The organism is Halobellus inordinatus (assembly GCF_024464655.1).
GTDB lineage: Archaea > Halobacteriota > Halobacteria > Halobacteriales > Haloferacaceae > Haloquadratum > Haloquadratum inordinatus.
Genome location: NZ_JANHAV010000001.1, coordinates 493170 through 507809, shown reverse-complemented (window position 1 = coordinate 507809; position 14640 = coordinate 493170). Strand labels below are relative to the sequence as shown.

The 14640-nt window shown below is 68.0% G+C and carries 19 protein-coding genes; 4 read left to right on the top strand and 15 right to left on the bottom strand.

Features of this window, described 5'->3' with window-relative positions; translation table 11 throughout:
• Positions 1-15 precede the first annotated feature (15 nt).
• Entirely contained in the window at positions 16-366 is a 351-nt protein-coding gene (locus NO347_RS02595; RefSeq protein ID WP_121568192.1) for a helix-turn-helix transcriptional regulator, read from the top strand.
• Positions 367-558: 192 nt separating this feature from the next.
• On the opposite strand, the gene psmA is transcribed toward NO347_RS02595, so the two are convergent.
• From psmA to dapA, 11 genes are all read right to left on the bottom strand, one after another.
• Positions 559-1323, bottom strand: a complete 765-nt coding sequence (gene psmA, locus NO347_RS02590) for an archaeal proteasome endopeptidase complex subunit alpha (protein WP_256288133.1) — start codon at positions 1321-1323, stop codon at positions 559-561.
• A 4-nt stretch (positions 1324-1327) separates the two neighbouring features.
• Complete coding sequence (locus NO347_RS02585) at positions 1328-1807, bottom strand: Rpp14/Pop5 family protein (protein ID WP_256288132.1); 480 nt, start codon at positions 1805-1807, stop codon at positions 1328-1330.
• Positions 1808-1814: 7 nt separating this feature from the next.
• Entirely contained in the window at positions 1815-2480 is a 666-nt protein-coding gene (locus NO347_RS02580; RefSeq protein ID WP_256288131.1) for a class I SAM-dependent methyltransferase, read from the bottom strand.
• Positions 2464-3174 (bottom strand): RNase P subunit p30 family protein, encoded by a 711-nt coding sequence (locus tag NO347_RS02575; RefSeq protein ID WP_256288130.1) that lies wholly within the window; start codon positions 3172-3174, stop codon positions 2464-2466. Before NO347_RS02575 ends, NO347_RS02580 begins: the two co-directional genes overlap by 17 nt.
• 71 nt (positions 3175-3245) lie before the next feature.
• Positions 3246-3800, bottom strand: coding sequence for a BGTF surface domain-containing protein (locus NO347_RS02570; RefSeq protein ID WP_256288129.1), 555 nt, complete (start codon positions 3798-3800; stop codon positions 3246-3248).
• A gap of 112 nt (positions 3801-3912) precedes the next feature.
• Positions 3913-5025 carry a M20 family metallopeptidase gene (locus NO347_RS02565; protein ID WP_256288128.1) on the bottom strand — a complete coding sequence of 371 codons (1113 nt, stop codon included), beginning with the start codon at positions 5023-5025 and terminating at the stop codon, positions 3913-3915.
• Positions 5026-5907: a diaminopimelate epimerase gene (gene dapF, locus NO347_RS02560; protein WP_256288127.1), complete on the bottom strand. Its 882-nt coding sequence runs from the start codon at positions 5905-5907 to the stop codon at positions 5026-5028.
• The gene (gene lysA, locus NO347_RS02555) at positions 5904-7151 is read right to left on the bottom strand and encodes a diaminopimelate decarboxylase (protein WP_256288126.1); all 1248 of its coding nucleotides are present in this window, start codon (positions 7149-7151) and stop codon (positions 5904-5906) included. The genes dapF and lysA overlap by 4 nt, the downstream gene beginning before the upstream one ends.
• Positions 7148-7993 carry a 2,3,4,5-tetrahydropyridine-2,6-dicarboxylate N-succinyltransferase gene (locus NO347_RS02550; protein ID WP_256288125.1) on the bottom strand — a complete coding sequence of 282 codons (846 nt, stop codon included), beginning with the start codon at positions 7991-7993 and terminating at the stop codon, positions 7148-7150. The genes lysA and NO347_RS02550 overlap by 4 nt, the downstream gene beginning before the upstream one ends.
• A gap of 2 nt (positions 7994-7995) precedes the next feature.
• Complete coding sequence (gene dapB / locus NO347_RS02545; RefSeq protein ID WP_256288124.1) at positions 7996-8814, bottom strand: 4-hydroxy-tetrahydrodipicolinate reductase; 819 nt, start codon at positions 8812-8814, stop codon at positions 7996-7998.
• Entirely contained in the window at positions 8815-9732 is a 918-nt protein-coding gene (dapA, locus tag NO347_RS02540; RefSeq protein WP_256288123.1) for a 4-hydroxy-tetrahydrodipicolinate synthase, read from the bottom strand.
• A gap of 327 nt (positions 9733-10059) precedes the next feature.
• On the opposite strand from dapA, the gene NO347_RS02535 reads away from it, so the two are divergent.
• Positions 10060-10557, top strand: a complete 498-nt coding sequence (locus NO347_RS02535) for a LabA-like NYN domain-containing protein (protein WP_121568180.1) — start codon at positions 10060-10062, stop codon at positions 10555-10557.
• A gap of 42 nt (positions 10558-10599) precedes the next feature.
• Here the strand turns inward: NO347_RS02535 and NO347_RS02530 are convergent, their stop codons facing one another.
• Positions 10600-10776 carry a hypothetical protein gene (locus tag NO347_RS02530; RefSeq protein ID WP_256288122.1) on the bottom strand — a complete coding sequence of 59 codons (177 nt, stop codon included), beginning with the start codon at positions 10774-10776 and terminating at the stop codon, positions 10600-10602.
• A 314-nt stretch (positions 10777-11090) separates the two neighbouring features.
• On the opposite strand from NO347_RS02530, the gene NO347_RS02525 reads away from it, so the two are divergent.
• On the top strand, positions 11091-11591 hold the full coding sequence (locus NO347_RS02525; RefSeq protein WP_256288121.1) for a PUA domain-containing protein: 501 nt from the start codon (positions 11091-11093) through the stop codon (positions 11589-11591).
• A gap of 20 nt (positions 11592-11611) precedes the next feature.
• Here the strand turns inward: NO347_RS02525 and NO347_RS02520 are convergent, their stop codons facing one another.
• From NO347_RS02520 to srp19, 3 genes are all read right to left on the bottom strand, one after another.
• Positions 11612-12676, bottom strand: a complete 1065-nt coding sequence (locus NO347_RS02520) for a presenilin family intramembrane aspartyl protease PSH (protein ID WP_256288120.1) — start codon at positions 12674-12676, stop codon at positions 11612-11614.
• A 70-nt stretch (positions 12677-12746) separates the two neighbouring features.
• Positions 12747-12974, bottom strand: a complete 228-nt coding sequence (locus NO347_RS02515) for an H/ACA ribonucleoprotein complex subunit GAR1 (protein WP_256288119.1) — start codon at positions 12972-12974, stop codon at positions 12747-12749.
• A 1-nt stretch (position 12975) separates the two neighbouring features.
• A complete protein-coding gene (gene srp19, locus NO347_RS02510; RefSeq protein ID WP_121568176.1) occupies positions 12976-13257 on the bottom strand; it encodes a signal recognition particle subunit SRP19 in 282 nt (93 codons plus the stop codon).
• A 147-nt stretch (positions 13258-13404) separates the two neighbouring features.
• Here srp19 and NO347_RS02505 point away from each other — a divergent pair, with 147 nt between their 5' ends.
• A complete protein-coding gene (locus NO347_RS02505) occupies positions 13405-14616 on the top strand; it encodes a M24 family metallopeptidase (protein ID WP_256288118.1) in 1212 nt (403 codons plus the stop codon).
• The last annotated feature ends 24 nt before the right edge of the window (positions 14617-14640 follow it).

Below are 14640 nucleotides of genomic sequence, written 5' to 3'. Positions count from 1 at the left end.
GGCGTCGGTCGGAGTATGAGCGCAGCCGCCGAAGCCGATCTCTCGGACGACGAACGCGAAGCGCTGGAACTCATCCGAGAGACGGGTGGGATCCACCAGAGCGACTTCTGGAAGGAACTCGACATCTCCTCGCGGAAGGGCAGCCGGATCGCCGAACGACTCGCGTCGCTCGGCCTGATCGAACGCGAGGAGACGGTCTATGAGGGACACAACACCTACCATCTGGAACCGGCCGCGCGGGACCTCGACTTTTCGCTCCTGATGGCGGGCGATATGCTCTCGCCGTTCATCGGCGAGGAGGAGGTCAACCACAACAGCGACGCCTTCTCGCAGTGGCTGATGAATCTCGCGTACGAAGAGTACTGAACGCGGCTCGTTTCTGCACTCCATCGTCGCTCGTTCGCGCGCTCGGTAGCCGCGTGTGTCCCGAACCCGCGTGTCCCGAATAGCTGCAAAACGGTCCGACTGGCGGGATTTGCGAACGGGTACAGTCGTTGACTGGAACGACGCTACTATAGACAGGTCGCGAAAGCGGAGAAGTACCGCGGTCCGACGCCGTTATTCGTCGGCTTCGTCGTCTTCGTCTTCTTCGGCCGGTTCGAGGTCGTTCTCGACGATGTACGGTTCGATTTCGTCGTTTTCGAGTTCGACGAACGCCTCGGACTCGGCGGAAACGGTCGCGACGTCGACGCCCGCGGCCGTGAGTTCGTCATCGTTCGCAGCGGCGATCGCGCGAAGCGCCAGGCCGACGCCCTCGTCGAGCGTCATCTCGTCCTCGTAGTTCTCTTCGAGGTGCTCCTGGATGTCCCCACGGTCCGCACCGATCGAGACGGCCTTCCACTCGTAGGGCGTCCCGGAGGGGTCCGTCTCGTAAAGGCGCGGCGAGCCGTTCTCGATGCCGCCGATGAGCAGCGCGACGCCGAACGGACGGGCGCCGCCGACCTGCGTGTACTGCTGGATGTGGTCGGTGACGTTCTTCGTCAGCGTCTCGATGCCGACGGCTTCGCCGTAGCGGAGGCGGTTGACCTGCGCCTGACGGCGCGCGAAGTCGATGAGCTGTCGCGCGTCCGCGACGTGGCCCGCCGAGGCGATGCCGGCGTGGTCGTCGGCCTTGTGGATCTTCTCGACGCTCGTCGGCTCCATCAGCGGAGAGCGAGAACGCTTGTCGGCCGCGAGGACGACTCCCTCGGGCGTCCGGACCCCGACGCTCGCGGTCCCTCGCTTGACTGCTTCCCGCGCGTACTCCACCTGATAGAGACGACCGTCGGGCGAGAAAATCGTGATCCCACGATCGTATGCCTGCTGTTGGGCTTGTCCCTGCATAGTATCACTCGAAATCGAGCCGCGTCGCGCCCGCGAACCCGTCGGTCCCCTCGACGTCGACGCGCGTCCCGCGGACGACGGCAGGGTGGGGTTCGTTCTCGAACACGACGTCTCTCTGTTTTCCACGTCCGGTCCGGCCGTTCAAATACCTTTCCTCACAGGCACGAACAGTGCCCGAAATTCCGCGAACACGGAGGCCGACGGGGGTGCCGTCGACCGCGTCGACGGTCGCGAGCGCTGCCCGGGCGCGGTCTTCCGTGCCCCGATACGCCCGCACGATCGTCTCGCCGTCGCCGCCATCGAGGTCGAACGAGAGCACCGTCAGATCCGTCTCCGCGCTCCCGACGTCGCCGTAGAGGTTCTGTGCCGCGTACCAGAGGTCCCGCTGGAATGCCCCGCGTTCGAACTCCGCGTCGGGCCAGGTCTCGATCTCGACGGCCAGATACCGCCAGCGCGGCTGGAGGTGTTTCGGTAGGTGCTTCACGGGCGGTTCACTCCGCGCCGTCTGTGGTAGCGTCCGCGTCCGCGACGCTGACGCGTTCGCTCGCGTCGCCGAACCGTTCGGCGACGAGGACGCCGACCTGCTCGTGGACGCGCTCGACGGCCGTGAGGACGAACCCCTCGTCAGTCAGCGCGTCGACGAGCGTCCCGACGGTCGCGGGGTCGTCGACCTCGGGGCTGTAGAAGGGCTCGTCGGGGTCGGGCGCTCCGAAGAACATCAGGTCGCCGAGCACGAAGCGCCGCGGATCCAGGTCGGCGATGGCGGCGATCGCCTCCCGTTTCTCCGCGTCGGAGAGGTGATGCATCGCGAAGTTCGAGGTGACGACGTCCACCGGACCGTCGTAGTTGGGGTCGCGGAAGCGGCCCTCGCCGAACTCGACGTTTTCCAGGCCCGCGTCGCCGGCCTTCGCGCGCGCCTCAGCCAGCATCCCCTCGCTGATGTCGCGGCCGATCACGCGCTTCGCGTTCGGTGCCAGCGCGAGCGCGATCGCCCCGGTGCCCGTCCCGAGGTCGAGGACCACGTCGTCGGGACCGGGAGCGGCGTGTTCGACGACTAAATCCGCACACGCGAGGTACTCTGCAGAGTCCGACTCGTCGTCGTACGAGTCGGCGACCGCCGAGAAGCGCGCGGCGTGTTCGTCAATCGTCTTCTTCATATCGGCCACGTTCGACGCCCGGGGCAATGAACGACTCGGAGAGTCGCTCACGGTTCCGGGCGATCAGCCGTCCCCACGCGTCGAGCCCCTCGCGTGTCCACTCTTCTCCGAGGCCGATCTCCGCACCGAGCGCGGCGAGCCCCCGGGGCGCGCGGAGCTGCAGATGCGATTGCGGATTCGCGCTGACGACGTAGGGGGCGTCGTAGTGGTCGACGAGCCGCTTCAGTCGACGGAGTTTCTCGAGGTGCTGAACGCGGTGGCCGCCTCGATTTCTGAGGACAGGCGCGAGGTTCACTTCGATCCAGACGCTGTGCTCGCTGGCGGCCTTCGCGAGCACGTGGTTGAAGTCGCCGTCACCGCTCCCGTCTGCCCCCTCGAACGGCCGCGTGAGCACGTCGACGCGGTCCTGCTCGACAGCGAAGCGATTCAACGCGTTCGTCCCGCCGCAGACGAACACGAGCGTGTGCTTTGTGCGCGCGTTCCCGACCGCGCCGCTGGCGTGTTGAGGGTCGGCAGCGACGATCTCGGCGGCGTCGACGACGTCGGCCGCGAGGTCCTCACGGAGACGTTCGTAGTCGGGGTCGGCGTCGTCAGCGCGGACGATCACGCCCTCGTACCCGTAGCGCTCGGCCGTCGTCGCGAAGCGTGCGGCCGTGCTCTGTCCGTCCGGGTGGGCGTGAACCGCCTCGTACATAGTCCGAAGAACAGGCCGGGCGAGTATGGCAGTTACGATCGGTCGAAGTAGCGCGCGAATCGAGGAGACGGTCAGCGACCGCGACGCCGCCTGAGCACGGCCGCGCTGCCGAGAACGCCGGCGACGGCGCCGGCGACGCCGAATCCGGGCGTCGACGTACCCGAGCGGGATTCGGTCGGCGTCGACTGATCGTTCCGGATCGGGACGTCGAAGTCAGCAGTCTGGTTCCCGTCCGGCCCTGCCACAGTAATTGTGATCGAGTCGTGCGTCTCGACCGCCGAGAGGTCGAAAGTCGCGTTCCAAGACCCATCCTCACCGACGGTCGCCGCTTGCGTCTTGAGGAACTGCGGGTCAGTCTCGCCCGCGGACTGGACGCGGATCTGCAGTTCGGTACCCGGATCGAGCGTCGTCGTTCCGGCGATCGTCACCTCCGCCGTCGACGAGACCGACTCCGTCTCGAGTTGAAACGGCTCCTCGTCCGCCTGTGCGGTCGCGGGAACGGCGGCCGCCGAGAGTACGAGCGTGGCGACGAGCGCGAGCGAGACGAACGAACGTGCCGCTGGTACGCTGTGCTCGATCTCGCTTGCGATCTGTGCGATACGATCTGTTGGAGGGCTATCGATCATACCCACTCGGGGAGACGAGTGTGGCGGCCAAGTAGGCGGGGAATGCTTAAATCGTCGCTTGAGCGCCGACGGAGCGGCTCGTTCCGCCCCACTAGACCGGCCGCTCGGCCGATCAGCCGACGAGTTGCCGCGTCGCGTCGGTGAGCGCAGCGGCCGCGCGCTCGACGTCGTCGACGTCGACGTACTCGCGCTCGGCGTGGGCGACGGCCCCCTCGTCGTCGGCGAGAACGCCCGGACCGAAGACGACCACGGGAGCGGGCGAGAAGTACGACGCCTCGGTCGCGGCCGTGAACGGGCGGACGGTCCCGGATCCGCCGGCCCGCCCCGACGCGGCCGCGAGTGTCTGCACGAGGGCGTGCTCTTCGTCGGTCGCGAACGCTTCCAGAAACGGCGTCGGGCGGTCCGTGAGCGAGAAGTCGACGCCGACATCGTCGGCGACGGCGGCACGAACGGCCGTTTCGAGTCCCGTTCGGAACTCTTCGGCCGTCTCCGGCGGGACGCTCCGGCGGTCGAGAACGAGTTCACAGTGCGCCGGGATCTGGTTCGTCGCGTCGCCGCCCGACACGGTCGTCGGCGTCAGCGTCGCCGCGCCGAGTTGCGGATGCGGGTCGCGCCCGTCGTCGAACTGTCGAATCACCGTGAGTGCGGCTTCCAGTCCGGCGATGGCGTTCACGCCCGACGTCGGTTCGGCGGCGTGCGCGGCCGAGCCGATGAGCGTGAGCGTTCCCTGGAAACGCCCCTTCGCGGCGGTGCAGACGTCCAGATCGGTCGGTTCGCCGACGACGTAGCAGTCGGCGTCGAGATCCAGCGCGGCCGCGCCCGTCGAGAGTTTCTCCTCGTCGGGCGTTACTGCGAGCGTCACGCGGGCGTCCTCGCGTGGGTCGACAGCGAAGAACGCGGCGAGAATAGCTGCGAGCGGCCCCTTCGCGTCGCAGGAGCCGCGGCCGTGGATGCGGGTCGTCTCGCCGTCCGCCTCCTCGCGCTCGAACGGCACGTGTGGCGAGACGGTGTCGATGTGGGTGTTGAAGACGAGATGCGTGTCCGCGTCGGATTCGGTGGCGCCCTTCGCAGCGAGCGTGTTGCCCGCGTCGTCGACGCGGGCGTCGAGGCCGTGGGCTTCGAGCGTCTCGACGAGGAGCGCGCGCATCTCCTCGACGCTCTCGTTGGAGGCTATCGGAACGGCGTCTTCGAGGAACGCGACGGGATCGAAGTCGTCGTCGGCCATCTACGCCGAGCGCACGACGACGTCGAGTTCGCTCGCGAACTCCCGCTCGGCGGGGCCGGCGAGCGTTGCCGGTCCGTCGTCCGGCACGGTGATCTCCAGGTCGCCGCCCGGCGGGCTGACGGTCACGGGTGCGCTGCCGTCGACGAGGCCGAGGCGCTTTGCGACCGCAGCGACAGCGACGGCACCGGTCCCGCAGGACTGGGTCTCGCCCTCGACGCCGCGCTCGTAGGTCCGCTGTCGGAAGTGGGGGTTGCCCTCGTCGCCCTCGACGCGGGAGGCGAGCGTGACGTTGGCTCCCTCCGGGAAGACGTCCGCGTGGCGGACGTCCGGTGCGACGGCTTCGAGGTCCACGTCGTCGACATCGTCGACGACCGCGACCGCGTGGGGGACGCCGGTGTTCACCGCGGTGACGGTGAGGCCTTCGACGTCTTCTTCGACGAGTTCGGCGTCGCGATCCAGCGGCACGTCACGAGGAGCGAAGGTGGGTTCCCCCATCTCGATGGTGACGTGGTCACCGTCGACATCCGCGCGGCGGGTCCCAGCGGGCGTGTCGATCATCAGCACGTCCGAGCCGGTCTGTTCGGCGCCCCAGGCGGCGGCAACGCGGGCACCGTTGCCACACATCGCGGCGACGGAGCCGTCCGGTTGGACGAGCGTCATCACGATGCGCGGCGGCGAGTACCGGTCTTCGAGTGCGAGAAAGAGAACGCCGTCCGCGCCGGTGCGCGGCGAGTCGTCGTGTGTCACGCCGGTCTCGCGGTCGCAGTGAGTCGTGGCGAACGCCGGGCGGTCGGGAATCGATTCGACGGCGTCGACGACGATGAAGTCGTTGCCGGTGCCGTGGTACTTCTCTACTGGTACGTGGTCGTGCAGTACGCTCATTGTTCTAGTTCGGTGAGGTCAGTCAGGGTTTCCCGTCGCCGGGCGAGTCGGACCGTCGTCTCAGAGAGGGCGACTTCCGCCGGTCGGGGTCGAGAGTTGTAGGTGCTCGACATCTCGTATCCGTACGCGCCCGCGTTACCCACGGCGAGGAGGTGCCCCCGTCTGGGCCGCGAGAGCGGTCTGTGCTCGCACAGTACGTCCGCCGACTCACAAATAGGTCCCGCTACGGTGACGGGCATCGGTTCGGCGTCGGCAGATGCAGAGAGATTGCGGATTTCGTGGTACGCGTCGTACATCGCCGGCCGGAGCAGCGTCGTCATCCCGGCGTCGACGCCGGCGACGGTAGCGTCGCGAGCCTCCTTGACCGTGTTGACCCGCGTGAGGAGCACGCCGGCGTCGGCGACGACGTAGCGTCCGGGTTCGACTGCGAGCGTCGCGTCGACCTCGCCGAGCGCCTCACGCGTCGCGTCGGCGACGGCGTCGAGATCCAGCGGCGGTTCGTCGTCGCGGTACGGCACGCCGAAACCGCCGCCGACGTCGACGAACTCCAGGGAACCGACGCGGGATTCGACGTCGCGGGTGAGATCTCCCATCCGGCGGACCAACTCGCGGTGCTCCGAGAGGTCCTCGCCGGAGATGCCGCTTCCCGCGTGGGCGTGGACGCCGACGAGGTCGAACTCGGCGGCCCACGGTTCCGCGAGGTCGGAAACGCGTTCGATCGGAATGCCGAACTTCGCGTTCGCACCGGTCTGAACCTTCTCGTGGTGGCCCGCGCCGACGCCCGGATTCGCGCGGATGCAGAGGCGGCCGTCGAAGCCGCGGTCGCGGAGGCGGTCGACGGTGTCGGCCGCGCCGACGGTGATCGTCAGCCCGGGATGTTCGCGCCAGCGCTCGACGACCAGATCGAGGTCGCGGGCGGGCGGATTGACCGCCGTGTACTGGATTCGATCGCCAGTGAATCCGGCCTCGAAAGCGCGTTCGACCTCGCCGGCGGACGCGCACTCGACGTCGAGGCCGGCCTCGCGGACGGTTCGAAGCACGGACTGGCCGGTGTGGGCCTTCGCGGCGTACCGGACGTCGGCGCCGGGGAACGCGTCCAGAAGTCGGGTGCAGTTCGCTTCGACTCTACGGAGGTCGACGACGTAGAGCGGGGTCTCGTACTCCTCGGCGAGCGCGACGAGCGTCTCCTCGTCCCACTCGTCGAGGCGGCGAACCGCCGGCCCGCCGTCGCCGCCCTCGCTCATTCCCGAAGCGCCTCCTCGCGACGGGTCTTATCGAGCGTGTCGTCTTCGATGTCGAGCGCGACGACCGCCGGCTTGTACGCGCCGGACTCGAAGAGGTCGTGATCGCCGAGCGAGGACTCGACGTAGCGCGTGAACGCGCGGCGGTTCGACGGCAGGTGGCCGTAGATGACTTCCTCCTCGACGAGGTCGTAGACCGGAATCCGGGGGCTGAGAAGCGTGTTCTCGCCGACGACCGTGTTCTCGCCGACGTGGAAGCCCGAGGTGACGCGACAGCCTGCACCCAGCGAGACGCCGTCCTCGATGATCACGGGCGCGTCCTCGACCGGTTCGAGCACGCCGCCGATGAGCGTGTTCGCGCCGAGTTTGACGTTCTCGCCCAGTTGGGCGCAGGAACCAACGGTGTCGCAGGAGTCGACAAGCGTCCCGTCGCCGACGTACGCGCCGATGTTGACGAACGACGGCGACATCATAATGCAGTCCGAGCCGAGGTACGCACCGCGGCGGATCGCCGTCCCGTCGGGCGTGTTGCGGGTGCCGCGCCCGCCGAGGTCGGTGGTCGAACGCAGCGGCAGGACGTCGTAGTACGTGACGTCGCCGTACTCGCGGGGGAGCGTCTCCCGCAGGCCGAAGTTCAGGAGAATGCCCTGCTTGACCCACTCGTTGACGACCCAGCCGTCGGGGCCGCTCTCGCCCACCTGTTCGGCCGCTCGCACGTCACCCGTTTCGAGGGCTTCGAGGAAGGCGTTGAGCGTCGACTCGATCGCAGAGCCCGCGGTGTCGGCGGAGAGTTCGTCGTCCTGGTAGCGCTGCCACAGGTCCGTCACGTCGGATTCGAGTCCCATTGTCAGTGTGCTCCTGTGTCACTCTCGTCACTGTCGGCATCTAAGACTTCGTCGAAATCGTAGCGGCCGGCGTCGCGTCCGGCGAGCCAGGCTGCCGCGTCGAGCGCGCCGGCGGCGAAGATGCCGCGCGAACCGGCCCGATGAGTCAGTTCGAGTACCTCGTCGTTGCCGGCCAGAAGGACCTCGTGCTCGCCCGTGACGTCGCCCGCGCGGCGGGCGTGGACGCCGATCTCCTCGCCCTCTCGCGGCTGTTCGCCGACGCGGCCGTTGACGCGGTCGGCGTCGCCGCCGCGGACCTCGTCGACGTCGTCGAGGATCGACAGCGCCGTGCCGGAGGGCGCGTCGCGCTTGCCGTTGTGGTGGGTCTCCGTCAGTTCGATGTCGTAGCCGGGGAGCGCCGCGACGGCCTCCCTGACGGCCCGTCGGAGCGCCGCCACGCCGCGAGAGAAGTTCGAGGCCTTCAGGAAGGGGACGGCTTCGGCGACCTCGCCGAGTTCGGTCCGCTGGAGTTCGCTGTAGCCGGTCGTCCCGACGACGACCGCGACGTCGTTCGCCGCGGCCGTGCGGAGGTATTCGACGCTCGCGCCCGGGACCGTGAAGTCGACGAGGACGTCGACGTCGTGTTCGGCAAGCGCCCCATCGAGTTCAGTATCGTCGACGACGGTGTCGGCAGCCGGGACGTCACCGCTGGGGAATGCCCCGGGCGATTGAGTCGCGGCGAGGACGAACTCGACGTCGTCGCGGTCGGCAGCGGCGGCGAGTAGTTCGCCGCCCATCCGGCCGCTCGCGCCCGTGATCGCGACGCGGAGACCGCCGCTCATCTATACTGCCTCCGTCTGCTCGCGCTGCTCCGCGTCGGCTTCGAGATCCGCGAGGATTTCTTCGAGTTCCGCGCGCGGCTCCGCGGAGAGGTCCGTGAGCGGCGAGCGGAGCTTCCCGGGAGCGTAGCCGCGAATCTCCATCGCGGCCTTGACCGGGATGGGATTCGTCTCGACGAAGAGCTGTCGGAACAGCGGCGAGAGCTCGAAGTGAAGTTCGCGGGCGCGGTCCATCTCGTCTTCGAGCGCGGCGTCGACGAGGTCGACCATCCGCTCGGGTTCGACGTTGCCGGCGACGGAGATGACGCCGCGGCCGCCGAGCGAACAGATCGGCAGCGTCAGCGCGTCGTCGCCCGCGAGCACCGACAGGTCTTCGTCGCGTGTGTACTCGATGACCTCGGAAATCTGACTGATGTCGCCGCTCGCGGCCTTGTACGCCGTGATGTTCTCGTGTGAAGCCAGCGCAGCGACCGTCTCGGGTTCGATGTTCTGGCCCGTGCGGCTCGGCACGTTGTAGACGATCTGCGGGAGATCGACCGCGTCGGCGATCGCGAGGAAGTGCTCGCGGAGGCCTGCCTGTTCGGGCTTGTTGTAGTACGGCGAGATGAGGAGCAGTCCGTCAGCGCCGGCGTCGGCAGCGCGCTGTGAGAGGTCGAGCGCCTCGTGGGTCGAGTTCGAGCCGGAGCCGGCGATGACGGGGACGTCGTCGACGGCTTCGACGACCGTCTCGACGACCTCGATGTGTTCGTCGTGCGTCAGCGTCGCGCTCTCGCCGGTCGATCCGGCGGGCACGAGGCCGGCGACGCCGGCGGCTTCGAGGCGCTGGGCGTCGGCGGCGAGCGTTTCGTGGTCGATCCGTCCGTCGTCGGTGAACGGCGTGGTCATCGCGGGGAACACGCCGGTGAAGTCGATCTGTGTCATCGTTGGTAGGGGGTACTGCGAGTCGCAGTCGGTAGGGTGTATCGGTTGGTCGTCGGCCGACCGTCGATGCGCGCCCGGTCGTGGGGTCGCCAAAGACGGGGATGCCACTCCCGCCTAGAGCGTCAAGGCGCGCGTTTTTTACCGGTGAAAAGAAGGCCACGTACCGCTGGCGAACGGGGCGAATCCGTCGCAGGCGTCGTGGCGCGCGTCACAGTTCACAGACATCCCTCCCGCATAATATACGTTTCGCCGTCGGGCGCAGATCCGCCGCACTACCGGGACCGACGGGACCGGACATTCATGTAGTGTGGCCTCCCCAGAGACTGTATGACCGAAATTCACCCGAGTCAGCGGGTGGCGATGCTCGCAGACGCCCAGAACCTCTATCACACGGCCCAGAGCCTCTACTCGCGGAACATCGATTACTCCGCGCTGTTGGAGAAGGGCGTCGCCGGACGCGACCTCACCCGCGCGATCGCGTACGTCATCCGCGCGGACGCGCCCGAAGAGGAGAGCTTCTTCGACGCGCTCGTCGACATCGGCTTCGAGCCGAAGATCAAGGAGATCAAGACGTTCGGCGACGGCTCGAAGAAGGCCGACTGGGACGTCGGGATGAGTCTCGACGCCGTCACGCTCGCGAACCACGTCGACACGGTCGTCCTCTGTACGGGCGACGGCGACTTCTCCAGGCTATGTTCGCACCTGCGTCACGAGGGCGTCCGCGTCGAGGTGATGGCCTTCGAGGAGTCGACGGCCGAAGAACTGATCGAGGCTGCGGACACGTTCCTCGACCTCTCGGAGCGAAAAGAGACGTTCCTGCTGTAAGCGCGGTATCGGAGGCGACGTCTGTCGGGTGGCGGCGTCGTTTCAGGCGGCACGAGCGTCGCCCGTACCCGCACGGAGGAACGCGAGCGCCGAGCCAGCGACGGCGATCGCGGCGACGGCGGCAGCGAGGAGGTTGCTGACGCCCGTCTCGAAGAGGAGGCCACTGCTCGCGACGAGGAGCAGTGCCCCGACCGCGACCAGTCGCACGTTGACAGCCATACCACAATCCCAGTTCCCACCGGTATATATACGTTTTCGAGTCGCAGTGAGTGTGCGAGAGTCACGCACAGGTGTGAGGAACGGCACACAGGAGCGAAAAACGGCAGATCGTTCCGTGTGCGAAGAACCGCGCTCATACTGTTGGACAGCAGTCCGTGAATCATTCTGGCACCCACGGGGTGCCGATACTTTTCACATCGTTCTGTCCGACAGTATCAGGCCCCGGGCGGCCACTCGCCGGAACCAGAACCCGGACGTCTTCTCCTCGGACGTGGACCGCGAGTGTCTTGACGGTCGGCCCGGAACGACCGGGTATGACTGACGCGAACCGCGAGAAGACGCTCGCGGAACTGCGGACGATCGCCGACTACCAGTTCGGTGCGGGCGCGGGCCGGGCGCTGTTTCCGGACGACGGCAGCGAGTCGTTGACGATTCGCCGGTCGACGAGCGGCCGGCCGCGACAGATCGTCTCGGCGGACGGCCGCGTCGTCTCCTACGGAACCGACGGTCGGTTCACTCTCGGCGTCGCCGGCGGGCGACGACTCGTCGACGCGCTCGACCGGCCGACCGCCCGCGTCGTGGTCGGCGAGGAGAGCGAGCCGTTCGTCCGCGACGGCAAGAACGCCTTCGCGAAGTTCGTCCGCGACGTCGATCCGGCGGTCCGACCGGGCGACGAGGTCGCTGTCGTCCTCGACGACGACACCGTCATCGCGGTCGGCCGCGCGGAACTCTCCGCCGACGCGATGGCGGACTTCCAGACAGGGATGGCGGTGCACGTACGCGAAGGAGCAGAAGCGGAAGCCGACGGCGACTGAGTCGTGAGGCGACGCGAGTTTTAGAGCCCGAGCGCCGTCAGGAGCGGGACGCCGGTAGCGAGCGCACCGACGAGGTAGCCGCCGATAGCTCCGCCGTTCAGCAGCGGGAGTCCGGCGTGGGCGCGACCTTTCAGCACCATCCCCAGCAGCGTGAACAGGCCGGCGAACGTCCCGACCATCGCCGTCAGTGCCGGGAGATTGAGCGCCGGCAGTCCGGGGACGCCGAGCGACGGTGCGAGCGACGCCGGGAGGAAGAACGCCGCGCTGGCGATGATCACCGTGGGCATCACGGCGTCCCCGAGGCCGATGAAGAAAGCATCGCGGACGTCGTCTTCATCTGCCGGGACCACGTCTTCATCCGCAGGAGTCTCCTCGGCAGCCATCGGTGCTTCGTCGGACTCGTCGCTCTCGGACTCGGTATCGCCTTCGGACGCCGTCTCAGCAGTCTCCGCGCCCGCCCCGTCGGTGTACGTCGCCGACTGTTCGTCACCATCGTCGACCGCCGTTTTCGCGTCTAAAAGCGAGTACGAGAGCGTCGTGGGGACGACCAGGACGACCGGGAGGTTTAGATCCATCACGCCCTCCGCCAAATCGAGCATATGTTCGGTGCCGTAGACGCTGATGGCGTCGTAGACGGCGAGGATCGAGAGCAAGACGATAGCCGGCAAGAGTCCGAAACTGATCCCGAACAGGCCCGCCGCGCCCGCCCCCATCAGGACGCCCGCGGCGTCGATGACGTACCACTCGGGGTGGACGACCAGAAGCGCCGCGAGGACGAGCGACGCGCCGATCGCGGCCAGCGGCGAGAGGAACACCGAGAAGACGTACCACGCCAGCGACGCGGCGGCGAGGACGACGAACCCCTGGACGAGCCAGTCGAGGTCGAATTTGAACGCCGCGAGCATCGCCGCCGTCGCGACGAGGATCGCGCCGATGTAGAGCAGACTGTTCGTCGGATCAGAGGGGTCCTCGACGGTCTGATACCCCTGTTCGTAGAACGTCGGCACGAGCGCCAGCGCGCCGAGTTGCACGAGCAAGAACAGCAGGGCGGCGAACCCGACGCCGGCGGCGACGCGTCTTCGCATACGCTCTGATTTGCGGCCGACGCACTATGGGAATTGTGTTTCGGGCTTCGGCGGTGCGGCGCGACCGCGCTCAGCGCGCGTACAACCGCTTGCCGACGACCGACGCCGGAGACACGTCGCTCGCGGGCGTGACGGCAACGTAGGGCCGAGTGACCGGGCCGAAGACGTCGACGACGCGGCCGACCGTCGAGAGCGACTCGTCGACGGCCTCCGCGCCGATGTCGGGGTGGTCGGCGTCGTCGCAGCGGACGATGAGGAGGTTCTGTGCCATTCGAGAGACGGTGCCGAGGCGCTGCATCTCAGCCCCGGAGGATCCCGACGTAGGCGGCGACCGCCTGCACGAGGTCGTTCTTCGTCGAATCCTCGGCGCCTTTCACGAGCACGCGCCCCCGGGCGTCCCACTCGCGGGGGTGCGTTACGTCGCGTTCGATGACGGCGTCGTAGCCGATCTGCTGGACGGCCTGCGCGATCTCGTCGACCGTCGGATCCTCGACGGCGTCGTCGAGCGGAACCCGTCGTCCGTCCTCACGAGAGACGGACGCGTCGAGGTAGCGCGGCCAGATGACGTTCTCGACAGCCATAGTCGAACGACCGCGGCGCGCCCGTAATACGGTTGTGGTCCGAACCCGGCGCACGAGGGCGATCAGGGAGGGCGGTCGAGGATCGAGTCGGCGCCGAAAGACGTCTGAAGCGTGGTTCTTTATCCGACCGCGTCCCACCGAACGGCTATGGACCCCGATCTCTCGCAACTCGACGCCTATCTCGACGCCGACGGACACGACGGCTACCTCGTCGACGCCGACAGCTCGGACTCGACGCAGCGCTACCTCTCGGGATTCGACGCACCCGACCCGTTCGTGACCGTCTACACGCCCGAGAGGACGGCGCTGCTCGTCTCTGCGCTGGAGTACGGTCGCGCCAAGAAAGAGAGCCGAGCCGACGACGTGTCGCGCCTCGCCGACTACGACTACCGCGCGCTCGCCGCCGAGCACGGTGCAGGCGAGGCGAAGGCGCGCGTCGTCGCCGCGTGGCTCGACGACCTCGGCGTCGACAGCGTCGCCACCCCGGAGCGGTTCCCACTCGGCCCCGCCGACCATCTCCGCGAGCGCGGCGTCGCGGTCGCGCCCGAAACCGAGGACGTCGTGACGGATATCCGCGCGCGAAAGACGCCCGAGGAGATCGAACACATCCGCACGGCCCAGCAGGCCAACGAAGCGGCGATGCGGGCGGCAGCAGATCTGCTCGAAGACGCCTCGATCGTCCAGTCGGACGAGGTAGACGCCGACACGACCGACGGCGACCACCAGATCCTCCGCTACAACGGTGCGGTCCTGACCAGCGAGCGTGTCAAAGAGGAGATCGAGGTCACGCTGCTCCGCCACGGCTGCGCGCTCGACGAGACTATCGTCGCCTGCGGCGTGGACGCCGCAGACCCGCACGATCGCGGGAGCGGTCCGCTGCGGCCGAACGAGCCGATCATCGTCGACATCTTCCCCCGCTCGAAGGCGACGAAGTACCACGCCGATATGACGCGGACGTTCGTGAAGGGCGAACCGACCGAGACCGTCCGCGAGTGGTTCGAGTTGACTCACGAGGCGCTCGACGCCGCTCTCGACGCCGTCGAGGCGGGCGTGACCGGCGCAGCCGTCCACGACGCCGCCTGCGACGTCTACGAGGACGCGGGCCTGCCGACGCTCCGTTCGGACCCGACGACCGAAACGGGCTTCATCCACTCGACGGGACACGGCGTCGGCCTCGACGTACACGAGCTGCCGCGGGTCTCGCCCGACGGCGGCGAACTGCGGCCGGGCCACGTCATCACGATCGAGCCAGGGCTGTACGACCCAGCAGTCGGCGGCGTTCGGATCGAAGATCTCGTCGTCGTCACCGAGGACGGCTACGAGAACCTGACCGAACACCCGATCGAACTACAGCTCTGACGGAGCGCGCCCGTCAGCCAGAAA

Coding starts and splice junctions, on each gene's coding strand:
- NO347_RS02595 (WP_121568192.1), top strand. CDS start 16: ATGAGCGCAGCCGCCGAAGCCGATCTCTCGGACGACGAACGCGAAGCG.
- psmA (WP_256288133.1), bottom strand. CDS start 1,323: ATGCAGGGACAAGCCCAACAGCAGGCATACGATCGTGGGATCACGATT.
- NO347_RS02580 (WP_256288131.1), bottom strand. CDS start 2,480: ATGAAGAAGACGATTGACGAACACGCCGCGCGCTTCTCGGCGGTCGCC.
- NO347_RS02575 (WP_256288130.1), bottom strand. CDS start 3,174: ATGTACGAGGCGGTTCACGCCCACCCGGACGGACAGAGCACGGCCGCA.
- NO347_RS02570 (WP_256288129.1), bottom strand. CDS start 3,800: ATGATCGATAGCCCTCCAACAGATCGTATCGCACAGATCGCAAGCGAG.
- NO347_RS02565 (WP_256288128.1), bottom strand. CDS start 5,025: ATGGCCGACGACGACTTCGATCCCGTCGCGTTCCTCGAAGACGCCGTT.
- dapF (WP_256288127.1), bottom strand. CDS start 5,907: ATGAGCGTACTGCACGACCACGTACCAGTAGAGAAGTACCACGGCACC.
- lysA (WP_256288126.1), bottom strand. CDS start 7,151: ATGAGCGAGGGCGGCGACGGCGGGCCGGCGGTTCGCCGCCTCGACGAG.
- NO347_RS02550 (WP_256288125.1), bottom strand. CDS start 7,993: ATGGGACTCGAATCCGACGTGACGGACCTGTGGCAGCGCTACCAGGAC.
- dapB (WP_256288124.1), bottom strand. CDS start 8,814: ATGAGCGGCGGTCTCCGCGTCGCGATCACGGGCGCGAGCGGCCGGATG.
- dapA (WP_256288123.1), bottom strand. CDS start 9,732: ATGACACAGATCGACTTCACCGGCGTGTTCCCCGCGATGACCACGCCG.
- NO347_RS02535 (WP_121568180.1), top strand. CDS start 10,060: ATGACCGAAATTCACCCGAGTCAGCGGGTGGCGATGCTCGCAGACGCC.
- NO347_RS02530 (WP_256288122.1), bottom strand. CDS start 10,776: ATGGCTGTCAACGTGCGACTGGTCGCGGTCGGGGCACTGCTCCTCGTC.
- NO347_RS02525 (WP_256288121.1), top strand. CDS start 11,091: ATGACTGACGCGAACCGCGAGAAGACGCTCGCGGAACTGCGGACGATC.
- NO347_RS02520 (WP_256288120.1), bottom strand. CDS start 12,676: ATGCGAAGACGCGTCGCCGCCGGCGTCGGGTTCGCCGCCCTGCTGTTC.
- NO347_RS02515 (WP_256288119.1), bottom strand. CDS start 12,974: ATGCAGCGCCTCGGCACCGTCTCTCGAATGGCACAGAACCTCCTCATC.
- srp19 (WP_121568176.1), bottom strand. CDS start 13,257: ATGGCTGTCGAGAACGTCATCTGGCCGCGCTACCTCGACGCGTCCGTC.
- NO347_RS02505 (WP_256288118.1), top strand. CDS start 13,405: ATGGACCCCGATCTCTCGCAACTCGACGCCTATCTCGACGCCGACGGA.